This is a genomic window from Mycobacterium kansasii ATCC 12478, assembly GCF_000157895.3.
GTDB lineage: Bacteria > Actinomycetota > Actinomycetes > Mycobacteriales > Mycobacteriaceae > Mycobacterium > Mycobacterium kansasii.
The window spans coordinates 2,775,849-2,799,470 of the sequence record NC_022663.1 but is presented as its reverse complement, the minus strand read 5'-3'; the positions used below and the strand labels follow the sequence as shown (position 1 = coordinate 2,799,470).

15 protein-coding genes, 1 tRNA gene and 1 pseudogene are annotated in these 23,622 nt (G+C 69.3%); 6 read left to right on the top strand and 11 right to left on the bottom strand.

Annotated features, from left to right (window positions below):
* Positions 1–27 precede the first annotated feature (27 nt).
* From MKAN_RS12070 to MKAN_RS12050, 5 genes are all read right to left on the bottom strand, one after another.
* On the bottom strand, positions 28–1,680 hold the full coding sequence (locus tag MKAN_RS12070; RefSeq protein WP_023368574.1) for a PE family protein: 1,653 nt from the start codon (positions 1,678–1,680) through the stop codon (positions 28–30).
* A gap of 175 nt (positions 1,681–1,855) precedes the next feature.
* Positions 1,856–2,893 (bottom strand): PAS domain-containing protein, encoded by a 1,038-nt coding sequence (locus MKAN_RS12065; RefSeq protein WP_023368573.1) that lies wholly within the window; start codon positions 2,891–2,893, stop codon positions 1,856–1,858.
* Positions 2,894–3,017: 124 nt separating this feature from the next.
* Entirely contained in the window at positions 3,018–4,337 is a 1,320-nt protein-coding gene (locus MKAN_RS12060) for a PE family protein (protein WP_023368572.1), read from the bottom strand.
* 243 nt (positions 4,338–4,580) lie between these two features.
* Positions 4,581–5,159 (bottom strand): hypothetical protein, encoded by a 579-nt coding sequence (locus MKAN_RS32575; RefSeq protein ID WP_023368571.1) that lies wholly within the window; start codon positions 5,157–5,159, stop codon positions 4,581–4,583.
* A 178-nt stretch (positions 5,160–5,337) separates the two neighbouring features.
* Positions 5,338–7,662, bottom strand: coding sequence for a DEAD/DEAH box helicase (locus MKAN_RS12050; protein WP_023368570.1), 2,325 nt, complete (start codon positions 7,660–7,662; stop codon positions 5,338–5,340).
* A gap of 249 nt (positions 7,663–7,911) precedes the next feature.
* On the opposite strand from MKAN_RS12050, the gene cspA reads away from it, so the two are divergent.
* From cspA to topA, 3 genes are all read left to right on the top strand, one after another.
* Positions 7,912–8,115 carry a cold shock protein CspA gene (gene cspA / locus MKAN_RS12045; protein WP_007772268.1) on the top strand — a complete coding sequence of 68 codons (204 nt, stop codon included), beginning with the start codon at positions 7,912–7,914 and terminating at the stop codon, positions 8,113–8,115.
* Between the two features lie 244 nt (positions 8,116–8,359).
* Positions 8,360–8,938: a hypothetical protein gene (locus MKAN_RS12040; protein ID WP_023368569.1), complete on the top strand. Its 579-nt coding sequence runs from the start codon at positions 8,360–8,362 to the stop codon at positions 8,936–8,938.
* A gap of 194 nt (positions 8,939–9,132) precedes the next feature.
* Positions 9,133–11,928 (top strand): type I DNA topoisomerase, encoded by a 2,796-nt coding sequence (gene topA, locus MKAN_RS12035; protein WP_023368568.1) that lies wholly within the window; start codon positions 9,133–9,135, stop codon positions 11,926–11,928.
* A 31-nt stretch (positions 11,929–11,959) separates the two neighbouring features.
* On the opposite strand, the gene MKAN_RS12030 is transcribed toward topA, so the two are convergent.
* On the bottom strand, positions 11,960–13,591 hold the full coding sequence (locus MKAN_RS12030) for an adenylate/guanylate cyclase domain-containing protein (protein WP_023368567.1): 1,632 nt from the start codon (positions 13,589–13,591) through the stop codon (positions 11,960–11,962).
* 124 nt (positions 13,592–13,715) lie between these two features.
* Between MKAN_RS12030 and MKAN_RS12025 the strand changes: the two genes are divergently transcribed.
* Together MKAN_RS12025 and MKAN_RS12020 are read left to right on the top strand one after the other, a co-directional pair.
* Positions 13,716–14,930 (top strand): DNA polymerase III subunit delta', encoded by a 1,215-nt coding sequence (locus tag MKAN_RS12025; protein WP_099185006.1) that lies wholly within the window; start codon positions 13,716–13,718, stop codon positions 14,928–14,930.
* Positions 14,931–14,986: 56 nt separating this feature from the next.
* Positions 14,987–15,062, top strand: a tRNA-Thr gene (locus tag MKAN_RS12020).
* A gap of 7 nt (positions 15,063–15,069) precedes the next feature.
* Here MKAN_RS12020 and MKAN_RS12015 read toward each other — a convergent pair.
* A complete protein-coding gene (locus MKAN_RS12015) occupies positions 15,070–15,360 on the bottom strand; it encodes a CDGP domain-containing protein (protein ID WP_036394577.1) in 291 nt (96 codons plus the stop codon).
* A gap of 153 nt (positions 15,361–15,513) precedes the next feature.
* Positions 15,514–17,319 carry a hypothetical protein gene (locus tag MKAN_RS12010; RefSeq protein ID WP_023368564.1) on the bottom strand — a complete coding sequence of 602 codons (1,806 nt, stop codon included), beginning with the start codon at positions 17,317–17,319 and terminating at the stop codon, positions 15,514–15,516.
* On the opposite strand from MKAN_RS12010, the gene MKAN_RS12005 reads away from it, so the two are divergent.
* Entirely contained in the window at positions 17,285–18,220 is a 936-nt protein-coding gene (locus tag MKAN_RS12005; protein WP_023368563.1) for an NAD-dependent epimerase/dehydratase family protein, read from the top strand. The two genes, MKAN_RS12010 and MKAN_RS12005, sit on opposite strands and share 35 nt — an antisense overlap.
* Positions 18,221–18,262: 42 nt before the next feature.
* On the opposite strand, the gene MKAN_RS33230 is transcribed toward MKAN_RS12005, so the two are convergent.
* The 3 genes and pseudogenes from MKAN_RS33230 to MKAN_RS11995 form a co-directional block, all read right to left on the bottom strand.
* The gene (locus MKAN_RS33230; RefSeq protein ID WP_153044993.1) at positions 18,263–18,706 is read right to left on the bottom strand and encodes a hypothetical protein; all 444 of its coding nucleotides are present in this window, start codon (positions 18,704–18,706) and stop codon (positions 18,263–18,265) included.
* Positions 18,707–18,859: 153 nt separating this feature from the next.
* Positions 18,860–20,514: pseudogene (locus tag MKAN_RS12000) on the bottom strand (PE family protein); the annotation flags it as partial.
* A 127-nt stretch (positions 20,515–20,641) separates the two neighbouring features.
* A complete protein-coding gene (locus tag MKAN_RS11995; protein WP_036394449.1) occupies positions 20,642–23,542 on the bottom strand; it encodes an ATP-binding protein in 2,901 nt (966 codons plus the stop codon).
* Between the last annotated feature and the right edge of the window lie 80 nt (positions 23,543–23,622).

Below are 23,622 nucleotides of genomic sequence, written 5' to 3'. Positions count from 1 at the left end.
GCCCGAGTACTAGACCCTACTTAGACCCTACGTGGACCCGCCGACACCGTTCTGGCCGAGCAGCAGTCCGCCGGTACCGCCGGCGCCGGGCCCGCCAGCGGTGGTGCCGGTGCCGGCGTTGCCGCCGTTACCGCCGTTGCCGATCAGCCGGGCGTCACCACCGTCGCCGCCATTGCCGCCGGTGCTCCCCGCCGCCGAGGTGATCCCACCAGCCCCGCCATTTCCGCCGTTGCCGATCAGCCCGGCGTTGCCGCCAACCCCGCCGGCCCCGCCGTGGCCCGGAACGCTGAAGCCGCCGAACCCGCCGGTTCCGCCGCCTCCGCCGTTGCCGAACAGGATGCCGGCCTTGCCGCCGGATCCACCTGCGCCGCCGTCGAGACCGGCTGCGCCGCCGTCACCACCGTCGCCGCCGCTGCCCCAAAGCAGGCTGATCCCACCGGCCCCACCGACTCCGCCCGTGTTGTGACCGACTCCACCGTCACCGCCTCGACCACCGGCGCCGAACAGCCCGGCCGCACCGCCGGCCCCGCCGTCCCCGCCGGTGGCGGGTTGTCCGTTGCCGCCGTCACCGCCGGCCCCGCCGGCGCCGTAGAACAGACCCCCTCGACCGCCCGCCCCACCGGTGGCACCATTGGTGCCGCCGGTCCCGCCATGCCCGCCAAGGCCGCCGTCGCCGAAGAGCCCGCCGGCCCCGCCCGCGCCGCCTACGCCACCATCCCTGACCAGGCCCGTTCCGCCGCCACCGCCAGCGCCGGCGTCGCCGAGGAGACCGGCGGCGCCGCCCGCCCCGCCGACACCCCCGTCCAGGCCTCCGTTGCCACCCCAACCGCCCACGCCGCCGGACCCGTAGAACATCCCGCCGGTTCCGCCCGCCCCGCCCTTACCGCCGACGGCATCGTCAGCCTGCCCGCCGTCACCGCCGGCGCCACCTGTGCCGAGCAACCCACCGCTGCCACCGCCACCGCCGGCACCGGCGATGTGGTGAGCGCTCACACCGCCCGCGCCGCCCCTGCCGCCCGAGCCGAGCACTCCGGCCGCACCTCCCGCTCCGCCGGCGCCGCCGTTGCCGTCCAGTGAGCCCCCGCCGGTCCCCCCGTTGCCGCCGTTGCCGAACAACCCTCCGGCTCCGCCGGCACCGCCCGCCCCTCCGTTGCCGCCCGGCAGCCCGAAACCGCCGACACCACCGGCGCCGCCGACGCCGAACAGCCCGGCTGCCCCGCCGTTACCGCCGTCGTGGCCGGGCGCGCCGGACCCACCGGAGCCGCCGTTGCCGATCAACAACCCTCCGGGCCCGCCGTCTTGGCCGGTACCGGGCGCCCCGTTGATACCGTTGCCGAACAGCGGGCGGCCCAACAGCGCCTGGGCAGGCGAGTTGACGATATTCAGCAGACTCTGACCGGCATCGGCTTCCATGCCGGCATATGACGCCGCAGCGGCCGCCAAGGTTTGGGCAAACCGGCTATGGAACTTCGCCGCTTGTGCGCTCAGCACCTGATAGGTCTCGCCGTGCGATCCGAATAATGCGGCGACGGCAACCGACACCTCGTCCTCGGCTGCGGCCAGCAACCCAGTGGTCCGGGCCGCTGCAGCGGCGTTCGCGGCGCACAGGGACGAACCGAGATGCGACACCTCGGCTGCGGCCGCCGCGAGCATCTCCGGAGCCGCGTTCACGAACGACATTCCGTGCCTCCCTTGAAGATCCGAAATGTAGGGTATCGGGCACGGATCGCGGCCGGATCATTTTGACGTCCAGAACCAAAGACGTTGTCCCGTTTGGCAATAAGAACTCGAACGTGGCTGCCGTTTCGATGGTCCAGGGCTCGTGCAGGCCGGATCGCCAACACCTTGGTGACGGTCAGGTCGAGTCGGGTACGGCCGTCGGCAATCCGGCGTCGGCGAGTTCGGCAGCGGTGGGCAACCGCAACGAGATCAGTCCGGCGAACGTCTCCGGCTCCAGTTCTATCCGGTTGACCGTGACGTGCACCGGCACCCAATCGGTGTCGTTGCCGGGAAGCCGCAGCACGCCGCTGGTGGCTCCGTTAGCGAATTCCTTTGTCATCGCGGCGATGAGCTCCTGGTCGTCGGGATGCACGCGCGGCTTGTCGGGCTCGTTGACCCGCCAGTCGTAGAACGGGCACGGTTCGTCGAGCCACTTCAACAGGGTCCAGGTGTTCAGGTCGACCAGCGCCCGGTGGACCCCGGCCTGCGCGAGTCCGTCGAGAATCTTCTGTGCCAGGTCGTCGACCGGCACCAGGGGGCCTTTGAGTTCGGCCCGCCAGTTAATCGCTCGCGCGACCAGGTGCTCGCGGCCGTCCGGCCCCGGCTCCAGCGCGCTGCGCGCGGTGAAACCCAACCTGATCGGGTTTCCTTGCCAATCCGTGAGATCCCAAGTACTGCACAGTGTTTGGCCAGGCTCAGGCTTGACCACCATGGCCAGCACCCGGGTTTCGTTCGGACTGAGTTCGCGCGACGGCAAGTCCTCGGCGAAAGCCCTGCCGTAGGTGACCTCGACGTCGGGATTCTTGCCACTGTTGATCAGCGACTCGCGGGTGTCGGTGGCCACCCCCAGGGTCAGGTCCCATTTCAGCGGGCCCGGGATAGGTCGCTCCGGCGGTTCCGCACCGGCGGGACCGATCCACACCTGCACACCGTGCACCCGACCGTCCGACATCACGACGGGTTCGGTGCAGATGACACGATCGCTCTTGGGCGTAATGCTGCTGAGGCTCTGACCGGTCTGCAGCGACTCGGTGATCGCCGTGCGGACGGCCGAGAGATGGGGACTGCGGCGCAGGAACGTGGTGATCGGAACAAGATTCTTGAGCTGACGCCCCTGGGCGACGACGGCCGGTTCGTCCCCCAGCGTTTCCACGAGCAGCCAGTCGTGGGTCATACGCGCAGTCTACTGACCGCGCATCCAAATACCGCGCCGGGTAGCCGTTGACCGCCGGAATCTTGTTGCGGCGACGGCAGATACGTGCGCCAACGATGGGTCTTGGCCAGGCGCCCGGCGCCGTTCAGGGCAGTCCGTTCAGTCCGTCCAGGCCGATCAGTGTTCCGCCGGTGCCGGCCTTGCCGCCGGTGCCGTTACTGCCAACCCCCACACTGGCGCCGCCATTGCCGCCATTGCCGCCGTTTCCGATCAGCTGCGCGCTGCCGCCATTGCCGCCGTTGCCGCCGTCGAACTCGCTATCGGCGCCTGCCCCGCCGTTGCCGCCGTTGCCGACCAGGCCGGCGTTACCGCCGTTACCGCCGTTGCCGCCGTTGTCGGTGGCGCTGACGCTGCCGTTGCCGCCGTCGCCGCCGCTGCCGAAGAACATCCCGCCGTTGCCGCCGTTGCCGCCGTTCGCGCCGGTGACGCCGCCGATGGTCCCGCCGCCGTCGCCGCCCGACCCGCCGTTGCCGGCGAGCATGCCCGCATTACCGCCCGCGCCTCCGTTCCCGCCGTTGGCGATCTCCGGGGTGGTGCCGCCGGTGCCGCCGGCTCCGCCGTTGCCGACCAACAGTGCGGTGCCGCCGGCGCCGCCGGTCCCGCCGTTGGGGCCGCCGCCACCGGTGCCGCCGGCCCCGCCGGTAGCGAACAGCCCGCCGGTTCCCCCGACGCCACCGGTACCGCCGGTGTCACCCAACCCGCCGGTGCCGCCGGCGCCGCCATTGCCGAACAGCAGTCCGCCCTGGCCGCCGATACCGCCGGTACCCGCGCCGAAGCCGCCCGCCCCGCCGGCGCCGCCGGTACCGAAGAGCAGCCCGCCGGCCCCGCCCATTCCGCCGGTGCCACCGTCAACGTTGGTTGACGAATATCCGCCGGCGCCGCCGGCGCCGCCGGTGCCGAACAGCAACCCGCCGGCCCCGCCGTTGCCGCCGGGCAATCCGGTACCGCTGCCGGACATTCCGCCGGAGCCGCCGGCTCCGCCGTTGCCGATCAGCCACCCGGCGTCACCGCCGTTTTGACCCGTGCCCGGCGCTCCGTTGGCTCCATTGCCGATCAGTGGCCGTCCGGTGAGGTTCTGCACCGGCGCGTTGATCGCGTTGAGCAGCTGTTGTAGCGGCGACACGTTGGCGGCCTCGGCGCTCGCATAGGACGCCGCGCCCATGCCGAGGGCCCGGACGAATTGCTGATGAAAAGCCTGCGCTTGGGCGCTGAGGGTTTGATAGCTCTGGGCGTGGGCGCCGAAAAATGCTGCAATGGCCGCCGACACCTCGTCCTCGGCTGCGGCCAACAGGTTGGTGGTCGGCGTGGCCGCGGCCGCGGTGGCGGCGCCGATCGTCGAGCCGATGGTCGCCAGATCCGATGCCGCCGCCGCAACTGTGTCCGGCGCCGCGATGACAAATGACATCAGACATCCTTCCGCGGTTTCATGACGGCCCTGGTAGCCGGGACGTCCGACGTGAACGCATCGTATGCCGTTCCCCGACGCCGGTTCGGCGGATTGAACGGGTTGATTGCGCTTTCTGGTGTGCCGCGGCGCGACGGTATCGCCGTGTCACCAGGCGCCGCCGGCCGAGGTTGCCGACCCTGGGGTTTGCCCGGCACCGCTGCGGGCGCGGCTCGGTGGTAGCTCATGATTTGCACACCTTGCTCACATGCGGGTAGCTTCAGTTGCACGTGTGCACTGTCGGGACGGGTTTGACCCAGCTCGCGCCACGCTTGGCACATCTTCGGCCGCGGGGACGTGCAGATCGGTGGAGGTCGACCGTCGAGGGGTCGGTCGCCATCCGCCGGATATCCCCTTGATTCCCAAGTAGCTCGCACGACGCCGTTCGTCGGCCTGCGAGACTACCAATTCCGTTGAGCGCCAATCCGATTGGGGATTGATCCCGTCGGCGCCCAGCACGATGCCGCCCGGGCCGCCGGTGCCTCCGTTGCCGAAAAACACGCCGCCCTGGCCGCCGGTACCGCCGGGCCCGGCGAATCCGGCGGCCGGGGCCGCCCCGCCGGCCCCGCCGATGCCGCCGTTTCCCAGCAAGAGGGCGTCGCCGCCGGTTCCGCCGACGCCGCCGTGGACGTTGCGACTCCGCCCTCCCCGCCGACACCGGCGTTGGATACCAGCAGACCCCCGGTACCGCCGTGCCCGCCGTTGCCGCCGGCCAATTCCCCGAACCCGCCATCCCCGCCCGGCTGCGGCCAGCGCCTCGGGTGCGGCAATCACCAGCGACATGAGTACCTTGCAGTGCGCGGTGGGCGTCGATGCGATCGGTATGCGCACCGTAGCGCGGGCCCGGCGAGCGGTTCTGCAGCACCGGCACGACCACCGGCACCGGCGGCACGTGCGGCCTGCTCGGCCTCAACGGCCTGGCATGGCCGGACGGGACATCCGGCCGCCGTACACCGGGTATTTAGCGACCCTCAGCAACCAACTCCGCGAGCACCAGCCGCAGCACCCGGACTGCGCCCGCCTTGTCCAGTGGATCGTTGCCGTTGCCGCACTTGGGAGACTGCACACACGACGGGCATCCGCTGGGGCATTCGCAGGCTTCGATGGCCGCGGCGGTGGCACCCAACCAGGTGCGTGCCCGACGGAAGCCGCGTTCGGCGAATCCGGCTCCGCCCGGATAACCGTCGTAGACAAAGACACTCGGCAGCCCCTCCGGGCCGATCGCGCTGGAGATGCCACCGATATCGCCGCGGTCGCAACTGGCCATTAACGGCAGCAACCCAATGGCCGCATGTTCGGCGGCGTGCAATGAACCCGGAATCCGTGGCGTGTCAATTCCGTTGCTAGCCAGGGCATCCGGAGTGATCGTGTACATCACCGCGGTGGTGGGCAGCACCTGTTCCGGCATGTCCAACTCGACGAAGTCGATCACCTCTCCATTGAGCAGGCGGCGCAGATACCCGATGACCTGATGGGTGACGGTGACCGGCACCAGGCCCAGAGTGACGGCGCCGAACACCGACCGCTCGCCCGGACCGCTGACCGTGATATCGGTGATTTCGCGCGCGAATGTCGCATACCCCGGATCCTCGGCATGGACGAAGGCGATCCCTTCCTCGAAGTCCAGCGAGTCGACGACATAGCTTTCGCCCTGGTGCAGATACACCGCCCCCGGGTGGACGCAAGTCGGTGCCCGGCCCGTGTCAACGCTGCCCAGTAGCCGCCCGGTGTCGGACTCAACGATGACGATCTGGCCGCCGATCGAGCCCCGAATGTCCACCGCCGCATGCGGTTCCACCCCTGGGGCCGGGAAGTACTTGTCGCCCCGCCGGCGCAGCAGCCCGTCGTCGACCAGTCCTTGCGCCACCGCCACGGCGTCCATCGACCGGACCTCGGCCTGGTCGAGCGGCAATTCGACTGCGGCGCAGAGCAATTGCGGACCCAGAAGATAGGGGTTGCCCGGGTCGATCACCACCCGCTCGACCGGCTTGCCCAGCAGCGCGGCCGGGTGGTGAACCAGATAGGTATCCAACGGATCGTCGCGGGCGACCAGTACCACCAGCGCACCCTGACCGCGCCGTCCGGACCGGCCGGCCTGCTGCCAGAACGACGCGACGGTCCCGGGGAAGCCGGCCAGCACCACCGCGTCCAGCCCGGCGATGTCGACACCCAACTCCAATGCGTTGGTGGTGGCCAGCCCCCGCAACCGGCCCTCGGCCAGCGCGTGCTCCAAAGCGGTGCGGTCCTCGGCTAGATATCCCGCCCGATACGACGCCACCAGGCCGGACAACTCCGGGGCGACGTCGTCGAGCCGCGCCCGGGCGCCCAGCGCGGTCAGCTCCGCGGCGCGCCGCGACCGAACGAACGTCAGGGTTTGTGCTCCCTCGGCGATCAGGTCGGCCATCACCCGCGCCGCCTCGGCGCCCGCCGACCGCCGTACCGGGGCGCCGTTCTCACCGGTCAAATCCGTCCGCAACGCAGGCTCCCACAACGCCACCGTGCGCGCCCCCTGGGGCGACCCGTCGTCAACCACCTCCGCGACCGGCTGGCCGATGAGTTCAGCGGCGGTCGCGCCCGGGGAATCCGTTGTCGCGCTGGCGAATATCACCGTCGGGCCGCAACCCGGCTCGGCTGAGTACCGGGCGCACAGCCGTAATAGCCGGCGCAGCACCATCGCCACATTCGAGCCGAAAACTCCACGGTAGTAATGACATTCGTCGACCACCAGGAAACGAAGCCCGCGCAGCAGCACCGCCCAGCGGGCATGGTTGCGCAGTATCGACAGGTGGACCATGTCCGGATTGGAGAACAGCCAGCGCGATCGTTCGCGGGCGAAGCGGCGCACCTCGGCGGGACTGTCGCCGTCGTAGGCGGTGGGGGCGACGTCGTCAAGCGGGACGGCGGCGGTCAACGCATGGGCCGCGCGCAACTGGTCGTGCCCCAGCGCTTTGGTGGGCGACAGGTACAACACCCGAGCGCGCGGATCCGTCGCCAGCGCGTTGAGCACCGGCAGCTGATAGGCCAGCGACTTTCCCGACGCCGTGCCGGTGCTCACCACCACGTGCCGGCCGTCGTGCGCCAGTTCGGCGGCCTCGAGCTGGTGCGACCACGGCACGGTGATGCCGCGCTCGACGAACGCGCGAACCACGTTGGCAGCGGCCCATTCCGGCCAACCGGTTGGTCGGCCAGGCCGCGGCGGCAGCTCGGCGACATGGCGCAGCGGAGACTCGCCGGACGGCGTACCGGCGAGCGCGGCGGCAAGCAGCTCGCTGCCGAAACTCGGCATTTACGCACCCTTCGAGAACTCGTCCACGACACAAGTCTGTCGCCGACGCGCCGAACATGATTGACTGATTGCGGTCGCAGCTTCTGTGTTCGTGTCAAACTTTCGCAGGATCGACGTTGCGGCCGCGGTTCCTGCGAGGTTATCGGTCGGGTTAAGTTCCGGCGACTCAGCGAGGTATGGCGGTCGCAGCTTGGCCCGGGGCACCGAGAGGCGGTGCACCGCACCCAGAAGAAAAGGAAAGATCGAGAAATGCCACAGGGAACTGTGAAGTGGTTCAACGCGGAGAAGGGGTTCGGCTTCATCGCCCCCGAAGATGGTTCCGCGGATGTGTTTGTCCACTACACGGAGATCCAGGGTTCGGGCTTCCGCACCCTCGAAGAGAACCAGAAGGTCGAGTTCGAAATCGGCCACAGCCCTAAGGGCCCCCAGGCCACCGGAGTCCGCTCCCTCTGATCCGAGCGGTTCTGACGAACCCCCCGGCGCAGCCCGCACAGCGGGTCGGGCCGGGGGGTTTCGTTACCTCAGATGCAACCAGGTCGCGCCAGCAAGCGGAGAAGCTTCCCCAGAACCCAGGGCCGAAATTGGGGGCTGCTGTGTCTGCTCGGCGAGCTCGGCCGGGGCCGAGCGGCGCTGCACCCGGCCGCCGCGCCGGATGCGCAGCAGCCACGAATCGACTCGCTGGCCTACTGTCGGTGGCGTGAGCCAGCTTTCCTTCTTCGCCGCGGAGTCCGTGCCGCCCGCGGTGGACGATCTTTCCGGAGTGCTGGCGGCCTCGGGCCAGATCGTCATAGTCGGCACGGGTGCCCGGCTGTCGGTGGTCGTGAGCGAACTGTGGCGAGCCGTCGCTCTCGCCGAAATGATGCGCGACGCCGGCCTAGTTGCTGAAATCGCCCGTACCGACGAGGACACCCCCCTGGTGCGCACCGCCGCGGATCCGACGCTGCGTCCGATCGCGGCCGCCTGGACCCGCGGTGCGGTCAAGACGGTGCCCCCGCGATGGCTGCCCGGACCGCGGGAGCTGCGGACGTGGACGCTGGCGGCCGGCAGCCCGGAAGCCGACCGCTATTTGCTGGGCCTCGATCCGCACGCTCCCGACACCTATTCGCCGCTGGCGTCGGCGCTGATGCGGGTCGGCATCGCGCCTACCCTGATCGGCACCCGAGGCGCCCGGCCGGCGTTGCGGATCAGCGGCCGGCGCAGGCTATCGCGCCTGGTAGAGAACGTGGGGGAACCTCCGGACAGCCCCGATGCGTTGGCTCAGTGGCCACGGGTCTGAGAGCCCGCCGGCGTGGGTCTCTCGGGTAGCCGGTTTGCGCAGGCGCGCCCAAGGGTGCGAAATTGTCAGGTGCCCACGGGCGAGGGGACGGCGGCGTACCGGAATTTCACCTGAGATTCAGTGCCGGTCTGGCACTCTTCCTACCGGAGGCGGTTCCGCGGGGAGCCAGGATCAGAGATGGAGTGTAAGCGCAGTTGGCTGAGCCGAGATCGAAGCGCCGTGACAGCGGCAATGGGGGCGGCCGGCGACTTGTCATTGTCGAGTCGCCCACCAAGGCGCGCAAATTGGCCGGCTACCTGGGGCCCAGATACATCGTCGAGTCGTCTCGAGGCCACATCCGCGACCTGCCTCGGGCGGCCGCCGACGTGCCCGCCAAGTACAAGTCGGAGCCGTGGGCCCGGCTCGGGGTCAACGTCGACGCCGACTTCGAACCGCTCTACATCATCAGCCCGGAGAAGAAGAGCACCGTCAGCGAACTGAAGGGCCTGCTCAAAGACGTCGACGAACTCTATCTGGCCACCGATGGTGACCGTGAGGGTGAAGCGATCGCCTGGCATCTGCTGGAAACCCTGAAGCCGCGCATACCGGTCAAGCGGATGGTCTTCCACGAGATCACCGAGCCGGCCATCCTCGAGGCCGCCGCCAACCCCCGCGAGCTGGACATCGACCTGGTCGATGCGCAGGAAACCCGTCGCATCATGGACCGGCTCTACGGCTACGAGGTCAGCCCGGTGCTGTGGAAGAAGGTCGCGCCCAAGCTGTCGGCGGGCCGGGTGCAGTCGGTGGCGACACGCATCATCGTCCAGCGCGAGCGCGACCGGATGGCCTTCCGCAGCGCGTCGTATTGGGACATCGTTGCCACGCTCGACGCCAGCGTGTCCGACCCGAAGGCCCAGCCGCCCACCTTCGCCGCCCGGCTGACCAGTGTGGCCGGCCGACGGGTGGCCATCGGGCGGGACTTCGACTCGCTGGGCGCCCTGCGCAAGGGCGCTTCCCCTTCGCCGGAGGTCACCGTCCTGGACGAAGCGACCGCGACCGCCTTGGCCGCGCGCCTGCACGGCGCCCGGCTCACGGTTGCGTCGGCGGAGGAGAAGCCCTACACCCGCCGGCCGTATCCGCCGTTCATGACGTCGACGCTGCAGCAGGAGGCGGGCCGTAAGCTGCGGTTTTCTGCCGAGCGGACGATGAGCATCGCGCAGCGGCTCTACGAGAACGGCTACATCACCTATATGCGTACCGACTCCACGACGCTGTCGGAGTCGGCGATCAATGCCGCGCGTACCCAGGCGCGGCAGCTCTACGGCGAGGAGTATGTGGCCGCGGCACCGCGCCAGTACACCCGCAAGGTGAAGAACGCCCAGGAGGCGCACGAGGCGATTCGGCCCGCCGGCGAGACGTTCGCGACGCCGGACGCGGTGCGCCGCGAGCTCGACAGCGACGAGTTCCGGCTGTACGAGCTCGTCTGGCAGCGCACGGTGGCCTCGCAGATGGCCGACGCCCGCGGCACCACCTTGAGCCTGCGCATCGCCGGGACCGCCGGCGACCAGGATGTGGTGTTCTCCGCCAGCGGCCGCACGCTGACCTTCCCGGGCTTCCTCAAGGCTTACGTGGAGACCGTGGACGAATTGGTCGGCGGTGAGGCCGACGACGCCGAGCGGCGACTACCCCACCTGACTCCCGGTCAACGGCTGGACGCCATCGAACTCACCCCGGATGGGCACGCCACCAACCCGCCGCCGCGCTACACCGAGGCGTCTTTGGTCAAAGCGCTCGAAGAGCTGGGTATCGGGCGCCCGTCGACGTATTCGTCGATCATCAAGACCATCCAGGACCGCGGCTACGTGCACAAGAAGGGTAGCGCCCTGGTGCCGTCGTGGGTGGCCTTTGCCGTAACCGGTTTGCTGGAGCAGCATTTCGGTCGCCTGGTCGACTACGACTTCACCGCGGCGATGGAAGACGAGCTCGACGCGATCGCCGCTGGTACCGAGCGACGCACCAACTGGCTCAACAACTTCTACTTCGGTGGTGAGCACGGCGTGGCCGATTCGGTGGCCCGCTCCGGGGGTTTGAAGAAACTCGTCGGCATCAACCTCGAAGGCATCGATGCGCGAGAAGTCAACTCCATCAAGCTGTTCGACGACGCCATAGGACGTCCCGTCTACGTTCGGGTGGGCAAGAACGGTCCGTACCTGGAACGCACGGTAACCGGCGACAATGGTGAGCCGGCACCGCAGCGCGCCAACCTCGACGACTCGCTCACGCCCGACGAGCTGACCCTCGAAATAGCCGAACAGCTTTTCGCCACCCCGCAAGAGGGACGCGTGCTGGGTGTCGATCCGCAGACCGGCCACGAGATCGTCGCCAAGGACGGGCGTTACGGGCCGTACGTGACCGAGGTTCTTCCCGAACCGGCGGCCGAGTCCGGTGAGCCCGCGAAGAAGGCGAAGAAGTCCACCGCTGCCAAACCCCGCACCGGCTCGCTGCTGCGCAGCATGGACCTTCAGACGGTCACGCTCGAGGATGCGCTGAAACTGCTGTCGCTGCCCCGCGTCGTGGGCGTGGATCCCGACTCGGGTGAGGAGATCACCGCGCAGAACGGACGGTATGGCCCATACCTCAAGCGCGGCAAGGATTCTCGTTCGTTGGCGACCGAAGATCAGATCTTCACCATCACCCTCGACGAAGCGCTGAAGATCTACGCTCAGCCGAAACGCCTTGGGCGGCAAAGTGCGTCGGCTCCGCCACTACGTGAACTGGGCACCGATCCGGCGTCGGGCAATCCGATGGTGATCAAGGACGGGCGGTTCGGGCCCTACGTCACCGACGGTGAGACCAACGCTAGCCTGCGCAAGGGTGACGACGTCGCGACGATCACCGACCAGCGCGCCGCCGAACTGCTGGCCGACCGACGGGCCCGCGGCCCGGTCAAGCGGACCGCCAAGAAGACCACCCGCAAGGCACCTGCCAGGAAGGCCGTCAAGCGGTCTTAGCCGGATTCGCCAGCCTGTCGAATCGAGGGCTTCAGCTGCCCATCTCGCTGGAAACCTCTTCAGGCGCAGCAAGATTCAGCGGCCGGGCCAGCTGGGTGGGTGCGGCGCGCCCCCGCAACTCGACGACTTCGGCGACATCCCAGCACAACGCCTCGGCATCGAGCGCGCCGCTGACCGCGATGGCAGACGCCAGCACGTGGCCGGCTTCGAGCTTGGCCAGTTCGGTGAGCCGCGCGGCCTCGTTGACCGGGTCGCCGATCACGGTGTACTCAAAGCGCGCTTGCGCGCCGATGTGGCCGGCGATGGCCCGTCCGGCCGACACCCCGATTCCGAACTCGGCCGATCCCAGCACCGGGATGAGTGCGTCGTGTAGTTCCCGAGCGGCGCATAACGCGGCACCGGCACCGTCGGGGTGTTCGATCGGTGCGCCGAAGATCGCCAGCGCGGCATCGCCCTGGAATTTGTTGACGAACCCGCCGTGCCGGCCGACGGTATCGACCACCACCCGGAAGAACTCGTTGAGCAGGTGGACCACCTCGGCTGGAGGTCGCGTGGCCGCCAGCTGGGTGGAGCCCACCAGGTCCACGAACAACACCGCCACGTCGCGTTCCTGACCGCCCAACTCGGTGCCGCGCTCGATGGCGCGGCGGGCCACGTCTTCGCCGACATAGCGACCGAACAGGTCACGCAGCCGCTGCCGCTCGGACAGGTCCCGGACCATGTCGTTGAAGCCGGCCTGCAGCAAGCCCAGCTCGCTGGCGTCATAGATCTGCATGTGGGCGTTGTAGTTGCCGCGCTGTACCTCGGAGAGGGCCCAGCGCAGCTGGCGCAGCGGATCGGCGATCGACATGGCCACCAGCAGGGTGCTGACGAACCCGATGCCCAGCGCCGCCAACGCCAGCAACAGGATGGGATCGAACAGCTTCTCCGGTGCGGTGTGCAGCAACGCTATCTTGTCGGAGACCACCGCCAGCACGATCGCCAGCAGCGGCACCGCGGTGGACAGCACCCAGGCCAGCATCAAGCGCAGGATGACGCCGGGTGTCCGCAGGTTTTCCGGCACGCCGCTGCGCAGCGCGGCCACCGCGACGGGCCGCAGGACCCGCTCGGACTGCAGGTAGCCGATGATCGCGGTCGCGGTGGCCCCCAGGGCCGTGGCGACCGCGACGACGGGCGCGGCGTAGCGGGCCACCGACCAGCTGGCGACGATGAAGACCGCACTTCCGATGGCCCACACCACGAGGCTGACCACGGTCCGGTAGAAGGGCATCCGTAATACGCGCCTGCGGGCCAGCTCGGTGGCGGCCGGATCAGCCTCGGCGAGAAGGTTGTCGCGGCGCTGCCATCGGAAAACCGGTACCAGCAGTTTGAAGTTCGCCGCGACCCCGGCGAAAAACACGACATGCGCCGAAAGTACGAAGATGACCAGGTTGAGGCGCGGCAGGTCCTGCAGCTGGATCCGGTCACCGGGCGGCAGGCCGTAGCGGAGGAAGCCGAGGACGAACAGCGCCCCGATGATGTCGGACTGCAGCATGCTCAGCGAAAACACCGGCCACGGGGTGCGCACCACCCACCGGGCGAACGCGCTAATCCGCCCGGGCAATGCTGCCACGGTAGCCACGAGCCCACCGTATCCGGCGGTGGTGACTGGCCGGAAACTCACGGCGGTCCCGGCACGTGGTCGCTGACCGGCCGAAGCGCAGAAAGGTAACGGGATGGTCGCGAAACGGCGGCCAATCGGTCTCTGTCGGCGCGGACCAATCCGGGACTAATAATGTGCACCAATGATGTCCGGGGTGTTTACGCGGCTGGTAGGCCAGGACGCGGTGAAAAACGAGCTGACCGCCGCCGCCAGGTCGGCTCGTGGTGACAACAGTCACAGCGGCCCCGGCGACGGAACTATGACACACGCATGGCTGATCACCGGTCCGCCGGGTTCTGGCCGCTCGGTGGCGGCCCTGTGCTTCGCCGCGGCGCTGCAGTGCACCGCCGATCCCGAGGACGGGGATCCCGGATGCGGACGCTGCCGGGCCTGCACGACGACGATGGCCGGCACCCACGCCGACGTCCGACGTGTCATTCCCGAGGGCCTGTCCATCGGCGTCGACGAGATGCGGGCCATTGTGCAGATCGCGTCCCGGAAGCCGACCACCGGACACCGCCAGATCGTGCTGATCGAGGATGCCGATCGGCTTACCGAAGGTGCCGCCAACGCGCTACTCAAGGTGGTCGAGGAGCCACCGGCATCGACGGTCTTCCTGCTGTGCGCGCCCTCGGTGGACCCCGAAGACATCGCGGTCACGCTGCGATCCCGGTGTCGGCATGTCGCGCTGGTGACGCCCTCGACCGCGGCGATCGCCCAGGTGCTGGCCGACAGCGACGGTCTGGACACCGACACCGCGGCCTGGGCGGCGTCGGTCAGCGGCGGTCATGTGGGACGGGCCCGGCGGCTGGCCACCGACCCGGAGGCCCGGCAGCGACGGGAGCGGGCGCTGGGGCTGGCGCGCGACGCCGTGACGCCGTCGCGCGCCTACGCCGCTGCCGAGGAGTTGGTCGCCGCCGCCGAGGCCGAAGCGCTGGTGCTGACCGCGGACCGGGCCGAGGCCGAGACGGAGGAGCTGCGCACGGCGCTGGGGGCGGGCGGCACGGGTAAGGGGACCGCCGGGGCGATGCGCGGCGCCACGGGCGCCATCAAAGAGCTGGAACGACGCCAGAAATCCCGTCACACCCGCGCCTCGCGGGATGCGCTGGACCGGGCGCTGATCGACCTGGCGGGCTATTTCAGGGATGCGTTGCTGGTGTCGGCGAATGCGGCCACGGTAGCTGCCAATCACCCGGACATGGCCGACCGGGCCGCGGCGCTGGCCGCGCATGCCACACCCGATCGGCTGTTGCGTTGCATCGAGGCCGTGTTGGCCTGCCGCGAAGCGCTGGCGATCAACGTCAAACCCAAGTTCGCAGTCGACGCCCTGGTGGCCACCATCGGCCAGGAGCTTGGGTGATTTTGCCCGCCTGCCGTAGACTCGTGCCGCCCGGCGCGATGGCGCCAGCGGGTACAGCCGCCTTAGCTCAGTCGGTAGAGCGATTCACTCGTAATGAATAGGTCGGGGGTTCGATTCCCCCAGGCGGCTCCAACGAAGCTCAGTCGTCGATGTGCATCGGTGGGTCAGCGAAGGCGAAATCCGCTGGGTGCTGGTCAGCGCCCATCACATCGCAGTGCTTGTCGGGCACGAGGTAGGAACTGGCGCCGTGGGGCACCCAGTTGGCAAATGTCACGCAACGTTGCCAGGTGCCGTCCGGCTGGATGGGCCCATCGCACTTGTTGATCACGCCGATTCCTCCGTACTGGCAGCCGGCATTGGCTGGCGGCGCGACAGCGAGCAGCCCTCCGGCCATCGCTGCGGCGTCCAGGCTGGCGATGAATGCGGCCATCCGCCGCGGCAGCGTCATCTTGACTGCAGTCATTGCGAATCCCCTTCGGACTACCGCACCTCAATCATTACACCGCGGCGAGCTGGAGAATGGCTTCCCGCTCCGGCTCGCAACGTCACGCTGGGCGCGTCGGCGTGAATTCGCGCACCGGGATCACATCGGCGCCAGGTAACCCACCGGACCCGACGCGATGCACAGCGACAGCGCCGTGGTGTTGGCCCGCACCGTGATCGCATCCCCGGCGCCGGGCAGCCGGGCGTAGACGCGGTTGAGGCCGGGATGCACCGGGACCTTCCGCTCGGGTCCGTCGGACAGTGACAGCGTCATCGATCCGTCGCTGTTGGCCAGGTAGTTGAGTTCGACGGTCCAGTCGGCGGGCAGCAGCGGGCCGTCGAGGACCAGCCGAGTCGGCTGGTCCGGTTGGGTGAAGTAGCCGCAGCGCGGCTGCGGGCCGGGAACAATGGTGCGGACCCAGGTCACTCGCGCGTCGACCAGACTGCCGGAACTATTGAACATACGCAATCGCGTTGTCGCAGTTTCGAATTCGGGCCGGTCGCGCAGTAGCGCGAACATGTGGCTGGCCAGGTTCTCCGGCCAGGCCACCCGCTGCAGCACCAGCGGGTCGACTTCCTGATCCAGCAGCGGCGCATTCGAATCAGCATGTGCCGCAGCCAGACTTGCCTTCGCGTTCTGCAGGTACGCCTTGGTCGGATTGTCGCGCCAACTGGTCAGGAATGTCGACGTCGAATACAGACAGCTGGCCAGGAACAGCGCCGTCAGGCCGGTCGTCACGGCAGCGCGCATCAGTGACGCGTCCAGCCACCGTGACGGCCGGTTGGGCGCAGTGCACGCGACAGCGCCCAGCAGCGCCAGCACGACCACGAGATCCGGCAAATACCTTAGTGTTTGGGCTAATTCGAGCGCGGTGAACCGTGACGAGCGCATCAGATAAACGGGAACCTGGCATGCGACGGTGTAGCCTGCCGCGGTCAACCAGACCGGACCGATGCGCCGCTTGCGGATCAACGAAAGCCCAAGCACGCCAAGCAACACCAACCAGCCGAGGGTCATCACCGCCGGCGGTGGCGTGCCCCACGGCGACGCCGGCGCCCAGCGATCCCAGTGCCAGGGCCCGCCGGCCAGGCCCGGCACGATGCCGTGGGTGATCGAGCGGCACAGCAGATTCCACGTCATCGAAAGGTCCGAGCTCCACCGTTTCTGGTTGACCACCACCAGATACAGCGCCACCCAGGCGGCGGTCAGCGCCAGCGAGGCCGTCCATAACCGCAAGCCCGCCCGCCATACCGTCCGCAGCGACCTCGGGTCGCCGCCGACGTGACACCACAGGGCGGCCACCGCAAAAGCGACAAACGGGATGACCGCGGCCTTCTCGAAGAACAGCAGACCGACGAGGTAAACCAGTACGCCGGTCACCGCGTATCGCGGGTTGCCGGTGCGGATCAGCAGGACCGCGTCGGCGCACACCCAGGCCAACGCCGCCAGCATCGGCAACGAGTTCAGCGCCGCCGCCCACCATGCGAACCCGGGCACGCCCAGCGGGGTGAACAACGCGAACGTCAAGGGAATCAACAGAACCGGACGCCAGCCCAGGATCACCTGCAGCGCCCGCAGCAATGCCAGCGACGCCAGCAGCTGCAGCACCACCAGGCTGATCGCCGGACCGGTCCAGACCAGTGGCGCCGCCCGGATGATCGCACCGCCAACCAGGAAAGCACCCGGCATCACGTGTCCGTCATGGTCGTCGAACAGATACGACGGCGACAACAGGCCCTGGGTGCCGGCCTTCCCCACCAGGATCAGATCGTCCCAGTAGAAGTAACCCCCGAATGCCAGAACCGCGCGAACGCCCAGTTGAACTGCGATGAGTAACGCGGCCGCCAACGCCACTCTGTATGGTGGGCCGGTGCGCGCACTCGTCACCGGGGCAGCCGGTTTCATCGGATCGACGCTAGTCGACCGTCTGCTCGCCGACGGTCACACGGTAATCGGGCTGGACAATTTCGCGACCGGCCGGGCCACCAACCTCGAGCACCTCGCCGAGCACCCCGCACACACTTTCGTCGAGGCCGACATCGTGACCGCCGATTTGCAGGCCATCCTCGACCAGCACCGGCCCGAGGTGGTGTTTCACCTGGCGGCGCAGATAGACGTCCGGCATTCGGTGGCCGACCCGCAATTCGACGCCGAGGTGAACGTGATCGGCACGGTGCGGCTGGCGGAAGCGGCACGCCGCACCCGGGTCCGCAAGGTCGTGCACACCTCCTCGGGCGGATCCATCTACGGCGTCCCGCCGGTGTACCCGACTGGTGAGGACGCCCCGACTGATCCCGCTTCGCCGTACGCCGCGGGCAAGGTGGCCGGGGAGATCTACCTGAACACCTTCCGGCATCTGTACGGCCTGGACTGTTCGCACATCGCACCGGCCAATGTCTACGGACCCCGCCAGGATCCGCACGGTGAAGCGGGCGTGGTGGCGATCTTCGCCCAGGCGCTGCTGTCGGGTAAGCCCACCAAGGTGTTCGGCGACGGCGGAAAAACCCGCGACTACGTGTACGTCGACGACGTGGTGGACGCCTTCGTCAAGGCATCCGGGGAAGCGGGCGGTGGGCAGCGTTTCAACGTCGGCACCGGCGTCGAAACCTCCGACCGCCAACTGCATTCGGCGGTCGCCGCGGCGGTCGGGGGACCCGACGACCCGGAGTTCCACCCGGATCGCCTCGGCGACCTGCAGCGGTCCTGCCTCGACATCGGCTTGGCCGAGCGGGTTTTGGGTTGGCGGCCCCGGGTGGAGCTGGCCGAGGGCGTGCGTCGCACGGTGGAGTACTTCCGGCACGCGTAACTCGGGGATCAGCTACCCGCCGCCGCCCAGCGCCACACCACGTCACCCGTCGGCGCCAGGTGCCCCGGGTGCCCCAATCGCCGCGCCGCGACCGCCGGTACCACCCTCGCCACCGCCGGCCAGGCCGCCGCTGAGACCACCGTCCCCGCCGTTGCCGCCGAAGCCGAACAGGATGCCGGCATCGCCGCCGTCGCCGCCGCGACCGCCGGCAACCGAATTGGTTCCGGCCGCACCCCACCCACCGTTGCCGCCGTTACCGATCAACAACCCAGCGTTGCCGCCGTCGCCGCCGCGGCCCTGGGACCGCCCGAACCCGCCGTAACCCCCGTTGCCGCCGTCGCCGAACAGGCCCCGTGCGTGGCCGCCGTCGCCGCCGTTGCCGCCCGTCCCGCCGTTGGAAGTGCCGCCTTGCCCGCCGGCGCCGCCGCTGCCGGCCAGCATCCCGCCGGCTCCGCCGTCACCGCCCCTACCCGCACTGGTGGGCACGATCTTGCTGGCGCGGATGTCACCACCGGCCCCACCGGCCCCACCCTGGCCGAACCACCCGCCAGCGCTTCCTCCCGTGCCGCCCGCGCCGGCTACTCCCTCGGTGGCAATGCCGCCGGCTCCGCCGCCGCCAGCGTTGCCGGCGAAGCTCCCGCCGGAGCCACCAGCGCCGCCGTCGCCGCCGCGCGTAAGTCCGCTGCCGCCGGCGCCGCCTGCACCACCGTTGCCGAGCAGGCCGGCGGCTCCGCCGTCGCCGCCCGCTCCGCCGAACTTGTCGGTGTTCTCACCTGGAGCGGGGAGGCTGATGTCCCTGGTAGCGCCGGCGCCGCCGTGACCGCCGTCGCCGCCGTTGCCCAGCAGCTGCCCGCCTGTGCCGCCGTGGCCGCCGTCGCCGCCGCGCGCGGGTCCATTGCTTCCGGCGCCGCCGACACCACCGGCGCCGCCTGCACCACCGTTGCCGAGCAGGCCAGCGGCTCCGCCGTTGCCGCCGGCCCCGCCGAACTTGTCGGTATTTTCACCGTCGGCGGGTTTGAGAATCTCACCCACACCGCCGGCCCCGCCGTGGCCGCCGTCGCCGCCGTTGCCCAGCAGCCGCCCCCGGCGCCGCCGTGGCCGCCGGCGCCACCGCGTGCCACGCCGTCGCCGCCGGCGCCCCCGGTGCCGCCGCTACCGAACACGCCCGCGGCGCCGCCGTTACCGCCGTCGCCGCCGAACTTGTCCCAATTGCCTCCGCGGTAGGGGTCGAGGTAGCTGGTCCCGCCGGCGCCGCCGTCTCCGCCGCCGCCGAACAGCCCTCGTGCGCTCCCGCCATGCCCGCCCGCCCCCGCCGTTCCGGCGTTGCTGGTGCCACCGTGACCGCCGTCGCCGCCATCTCCGAACAGGAGTCCGCCTGCCCCACCGTCAGCGCCGAGTCCGGCGCGGTTGGAGGCGAACCCGCCCGCTCCGCCGAGCCCGCCGTTGCCGATCAGGCCGGCGGCGCCGCCAACACCACCGTTGCCGCCCCAGTGGCTGCCGACCCCGCCGGCGCCCCCCGGCCCGCCGTCGCCAATCATGCCGGCAGCGCCACCGTTGCCGCCGTTGCCACTGAAGGCAGACGCGATGGCGCCGGCGCCGCCGGCCCCGCCATTGCCGAACAGCAGCCCGCCGGCGCCGCCATTGCCCCCGGGTCCGCCAATGTTGGCGGCGAGTCCACCTGGCCCGCCGGCCCCGCCATGACCGAACAACAGCCCGCCATTTCCACCGTTGCCGCCGGCCCCACTATCCCCGCCGGCTCCACCAATCCCGCCGCGTCCGCCATTGCCGATCAGCCCGGCGGACCCCCCGTTTCCGCCGGGCAAGCCGCGCGTCCGCGAATTGACGCTGACAGTCCCGCCGGAGCCGCCGTTGCCGCCGTTGCCGATCAATAGCCCGCCATCGCCGCCGTTCTGACCGGTGCCCGGGGCGCCGTCGGCACCATTGCCGATCAACGGGCGGCCCAACAACGCCAGGGTGGGCGCGTTGATCGCGTTAAGCAGCTGCTGCCCGGCGCTGGTGACATCGGTGATCGCATAGGCGCTCGCGCTGGCCTGCAGGGTGCGCACAAACTGGTCGTGAAATGCCGCCGCCTCAGCGCTGAAGGCCTGGTATGTCGCAGCGTGGTCACCGAACAACGCCGCCAGCGCCGTCGACACCTCATCGACAGCGGGCGCCAGCACCGACAATGTCGGGCCTGCGGCCGCGGCATTCGCCTGGGCTAGGGCAGAGCCGACTCTCGACAGATCACCGGCTGCGGCAGCCACCACATCCGGTGCGGCGATGACAAACGACATGGGTCCTCCTAGGGCATGCGGCGCGCGCGGGCGCCGGCTGCTGGCCCTAGGGTGCCTGGAGGGTGTGCGGCAGGCCTTGACGAATCATGAAATGCGCTTGTGCGGACCGTTTGGCCTGGTCAGCGCGTCATGCCGGGGGAGTGACGAACCGGTGCAGGCTCGACCGAGCCCGAGCCACCATCGCGGCGCTGTCGCTGACTGAGACACGGTGTGCTTCGAATCGGTTGGCGCCCAAACGGTCGACCAGCGTCTCCAATTGTTCGTCGCGCAACGGCGACGGCATGCCAGCCTTGATAAACGCGCAGTGGAGGAAGGCGGCGTCGTCGTCAGCGCCCAATCGGAGCAGCAGCCGGGTGATGTATCGCAGCGCCGCCCCTTGTTCGAACCAGTCACCGACCCGGTCCCAGTGGTCGAGCACCTCGATGAACATACGCGCCGCCTCGATGGGATCGCCGTGTACGGCGCGGGTCGCTGCGGCCGACATCAATGCGGTGCCGCTGTGCCAGAAGTTCTGCACCGCCGCAGCCAGCTCTGCCGCCTGGTCGAACAGGGCTGTCGCGCGCACCGGCTCCGATCTCTTAAGCAGGTAGCCAAGCGAGAAATAGGCCATCGACCGCGCTGTCGGGTTGCCGGTGCTGTCGGCGAGCGTCACCGCCTCCTGCGCAGCGGGTAGCCCGTAGTCCGGTTTGCCCAGCGCGCCCGAACAGATCGCAACCTCATACAGCGTCCACACCAGCCGGATCGGGTCGGCATCGGCGCGGGCGCGGGTCACCTCGCCTTCCCAGTAATCCAGGGCCCACTGCGAATCGCCCTCAAAGAAGGTGACGTCGGCCAGCACGTCTGCCGGGTAGGCCACCCGTGCGGTACCGGGGCCGGGCACCTGCCTCTGGGCGAGCTCCGCCAGGGACCGCGCGTGAGCATAGTCGCCGTGGGCCCAGGCGCCGCGTGCCGCCACCCCGACGGCCGTGGCGAACAACGGATGCTCGGGGCGGGTGACCGTGATCAGGCGTTCGGCCCACTCGGCCATTTCGTAGCCAATGCGTAGCCCGAGAAGCTCGGGTAATGCCGCGACCAGACGAAGGGCAAGGTCGGTGTCGGTGTCGGCCATCGCGCGCTCGAACGCGGCGCGAAGGTTGTCGTAATCCGGCATCATCCGCTCGACCCAGTCCTGCTCCTGGCTATCGTGCAGTCCGGTTGCGGCGCGCTCGGCCAGTTCGGTGTAGTAGGTCGCATGCCGGGCGGCGTATGTGTCGGTGAGTCCGGCCTCGCGCAGGTGCTCGCGGCCGAAGGCCCGAAGGGTTTCCAGGATGCCGTAGCGAGTCCGGCCGGTGACGCTGCGCACCACCACCATCGACTTGTCGACCAAACCGGCGAGCAGGTCTAGCGTGTCCTCTGCGACGTCGCCGTCGGAGCCGCACACGCCGTGCGCGGCATCCAGGTCGAAGCTCCCGGCGAAGACGGAGAGCCGCAGAAACAGTGCTTGTTCAGCCTGGGTGAGTAGCTGATACGACCAGTCGATTGCGGCGGACATGCTTTGCTGGCGCGGCAGGCTGCCCCGCGCGCCGCCGCGCAACACACCAAGAGTGTCCAGACGCCGTATGACGTCGGTGCTGCTCATCATCCGCATGCGGGCCGCCGCCAGCTCCACTGCCAGCGGTAGACAATCCACCAGCCGGCAGATCTCCGCGACCGCGCCCTCCGGCTGATCTTGGAGATGAAAATCCGGCCGGCCCGCTCGGGCTCGGTCAGCAAACAAGCGGGTGGCATCGTCGACGGTCAGCGGTGGAACGACCACAATCCGTTCGCCATCGATCGCAAGTGGCTGGCGACTGGTCGTCAGCACCGCCACTTTCGGGCAGTGCTGGATGATCCGCGCCAGCAGTTGGGCGACCGCTTCGACGACATGCTCGCAGTTGTCGGCGACCAGAAGCACTTCGCGGGCCCGCAGGTATTCGATCACCGATTCTTCGATGCCCAACCCCTGCTGTTGCTGCAGATGCAAGGCTGTGGCAATGGTGTGGCTGACCGCTGCGCCATGCTCTAGCGGCGCCAGTTCGCAGATGGCTACACCATCACTGAAACGGTCTTGCTCGCGCCGCGCGACCTCCAACGCAAGCCGGGTCTTGCCGACGCCGCCGACGCCGGTCAACGTCACCAGCGGACCTTCGGCCATTGACTCGATCACGCGCGCCACTTCGTGTGTGTGGCCGACGAAGCTGGTCGTTCGCCGCAGCAGCGCCGAATGCGGCCGATCGGGGACCACCAGGTGGGGCGTCGGCGCGCGACCTGGCGATTGCTCGTCGCCGGAAAGTATTTGCTGGTGCACCTGGTCCAGCGATGCGCCGGGATCGACGCCAAGCTCGTCGGCAAGTCGCTGCCGCATCTGCCGGTAGGTGTCCAGTGCATCCGCCTGTCGGCCACTGCGGTACTGGGCCAGCATCAGCTGTCCGGCCAGGCGCTCATCGAGCGGGTGGGCGGCATGCGCCGCGGTGAGTTCCACCAGCACCTCGCTGTGGCGTCCCACGCGGAGTGCGACGTCGTTGCGGTCCAACACCACCGACAGCCGCTCGCCTAACAGAGTGCTGCGCAGGCTATTGATCCATGGTGTGTCCAGCGCGGGAAACGGCTCGCCACGCCAGATGCCCAGGGCGCGTTCGAACAGGTCTGCGGCTTGCAGCGGATCCTGGCAGCCCCGAGCTTGACGTACCACATGCCGGAACCGGTGCAGGTCCACCGACATGGCGTCGGTTTGCAGCACATATCCGCCCGACTCGCGGGCAAGCGCCACGCCCCGGGTATCCGAAAACAGATTCCGCAGTCGAGACACATACCCGGCCAACGAGTTTCGAGCGTGGTGCGGCGGATGATCCGACCACACGTGATCAACCAAGTGGTCTACCGCAATCGGGTGGTTGACGTCGACCAGCAACGCGACCAGTACGCACCGCTGCCGCGCATGACCGATGTCGAGCCGCTGCCCGTCGACGTGCACCGCGACGTCGCCGAGCAAACAGAACTCGACTGACATTCAGTGCACCTTCTCCCCGTGCCCGCGGCGTACCTGCACTGGGCAACATCAGGGCGGACGCCGGCAACTCCCGGTGACTT

Coding starts and splice junctions, on each gene's coding strand:
- MKAN_RS12010 (WP_023368564.1), bottom strand. CDS start 17,319: ATGAAACCGGCTGCCCCGGTGACGAGTGCGCGCACCGGCCCACCATAC.
- MKAN_RS12015 (WP_036394577.1), bottom strand. CDS start 15,360: ATGGCCGCATTCATCGCCAGCCTGGACGCCGCAGCGATGGCCGGAGGG.
- MKAN_RS12070 (WP_023368574.1), bottom strand. CDS start 1,680: ATGTCGTTCGTGAACGCGGCTCCGGAGATGCTCGCGGCGGCCGCAGCC.
- MKAN_RS12050 (WP_023368570.1), bottom strand. CDS start 7,662: ATGCCGAGTTTCGGCAGCGAGCTGCTTGCCGCCGCGCTCGCCGGTACG.
- MKAN_RS12025 (WP_099185006.1), top strand. CDS start 13,716: ATGTCCGGGGTGTTTACGCGGCTGGTAGGCCAGGACGCGGTGAAAAAC.
- MKAN_RS32575 (WP_023368571.1), bottom strand. CDS start 5,159: ATGTCGCTGGTGATTGCCGCACCCGAGGCGCTGGCCGCAGCCGGGCGG.
- MKAN_RS11995 (WP_036394449.1), bottom strand. CDS start 23,542: ATGTCAGTCGAGTTCTGTTTGCTCGGCGACGTCGCGGTGCACGTCGAC.
- MKAN_RS12060 (WP_023368572.1), bottom strand. CDS start 4,337: ATGTCATTTGTCATCGCGGCGCCGGACACAGTTGCGGCGGCGGCATCG.
- MKAN_RS12065 (WP_023368573.1), bottom strand. CDS start 2,893: ATGACCCACGACTGGCTGCTCGTGGAAACGCTGGGGGACGAACCGGCC.
- cspA (WP_007772268.1), top strand. CDS start 7,912: ATGCCACAGGGAACTGTGAAGTGGTTCAACGCGGAGAAGGGGTTCGGC.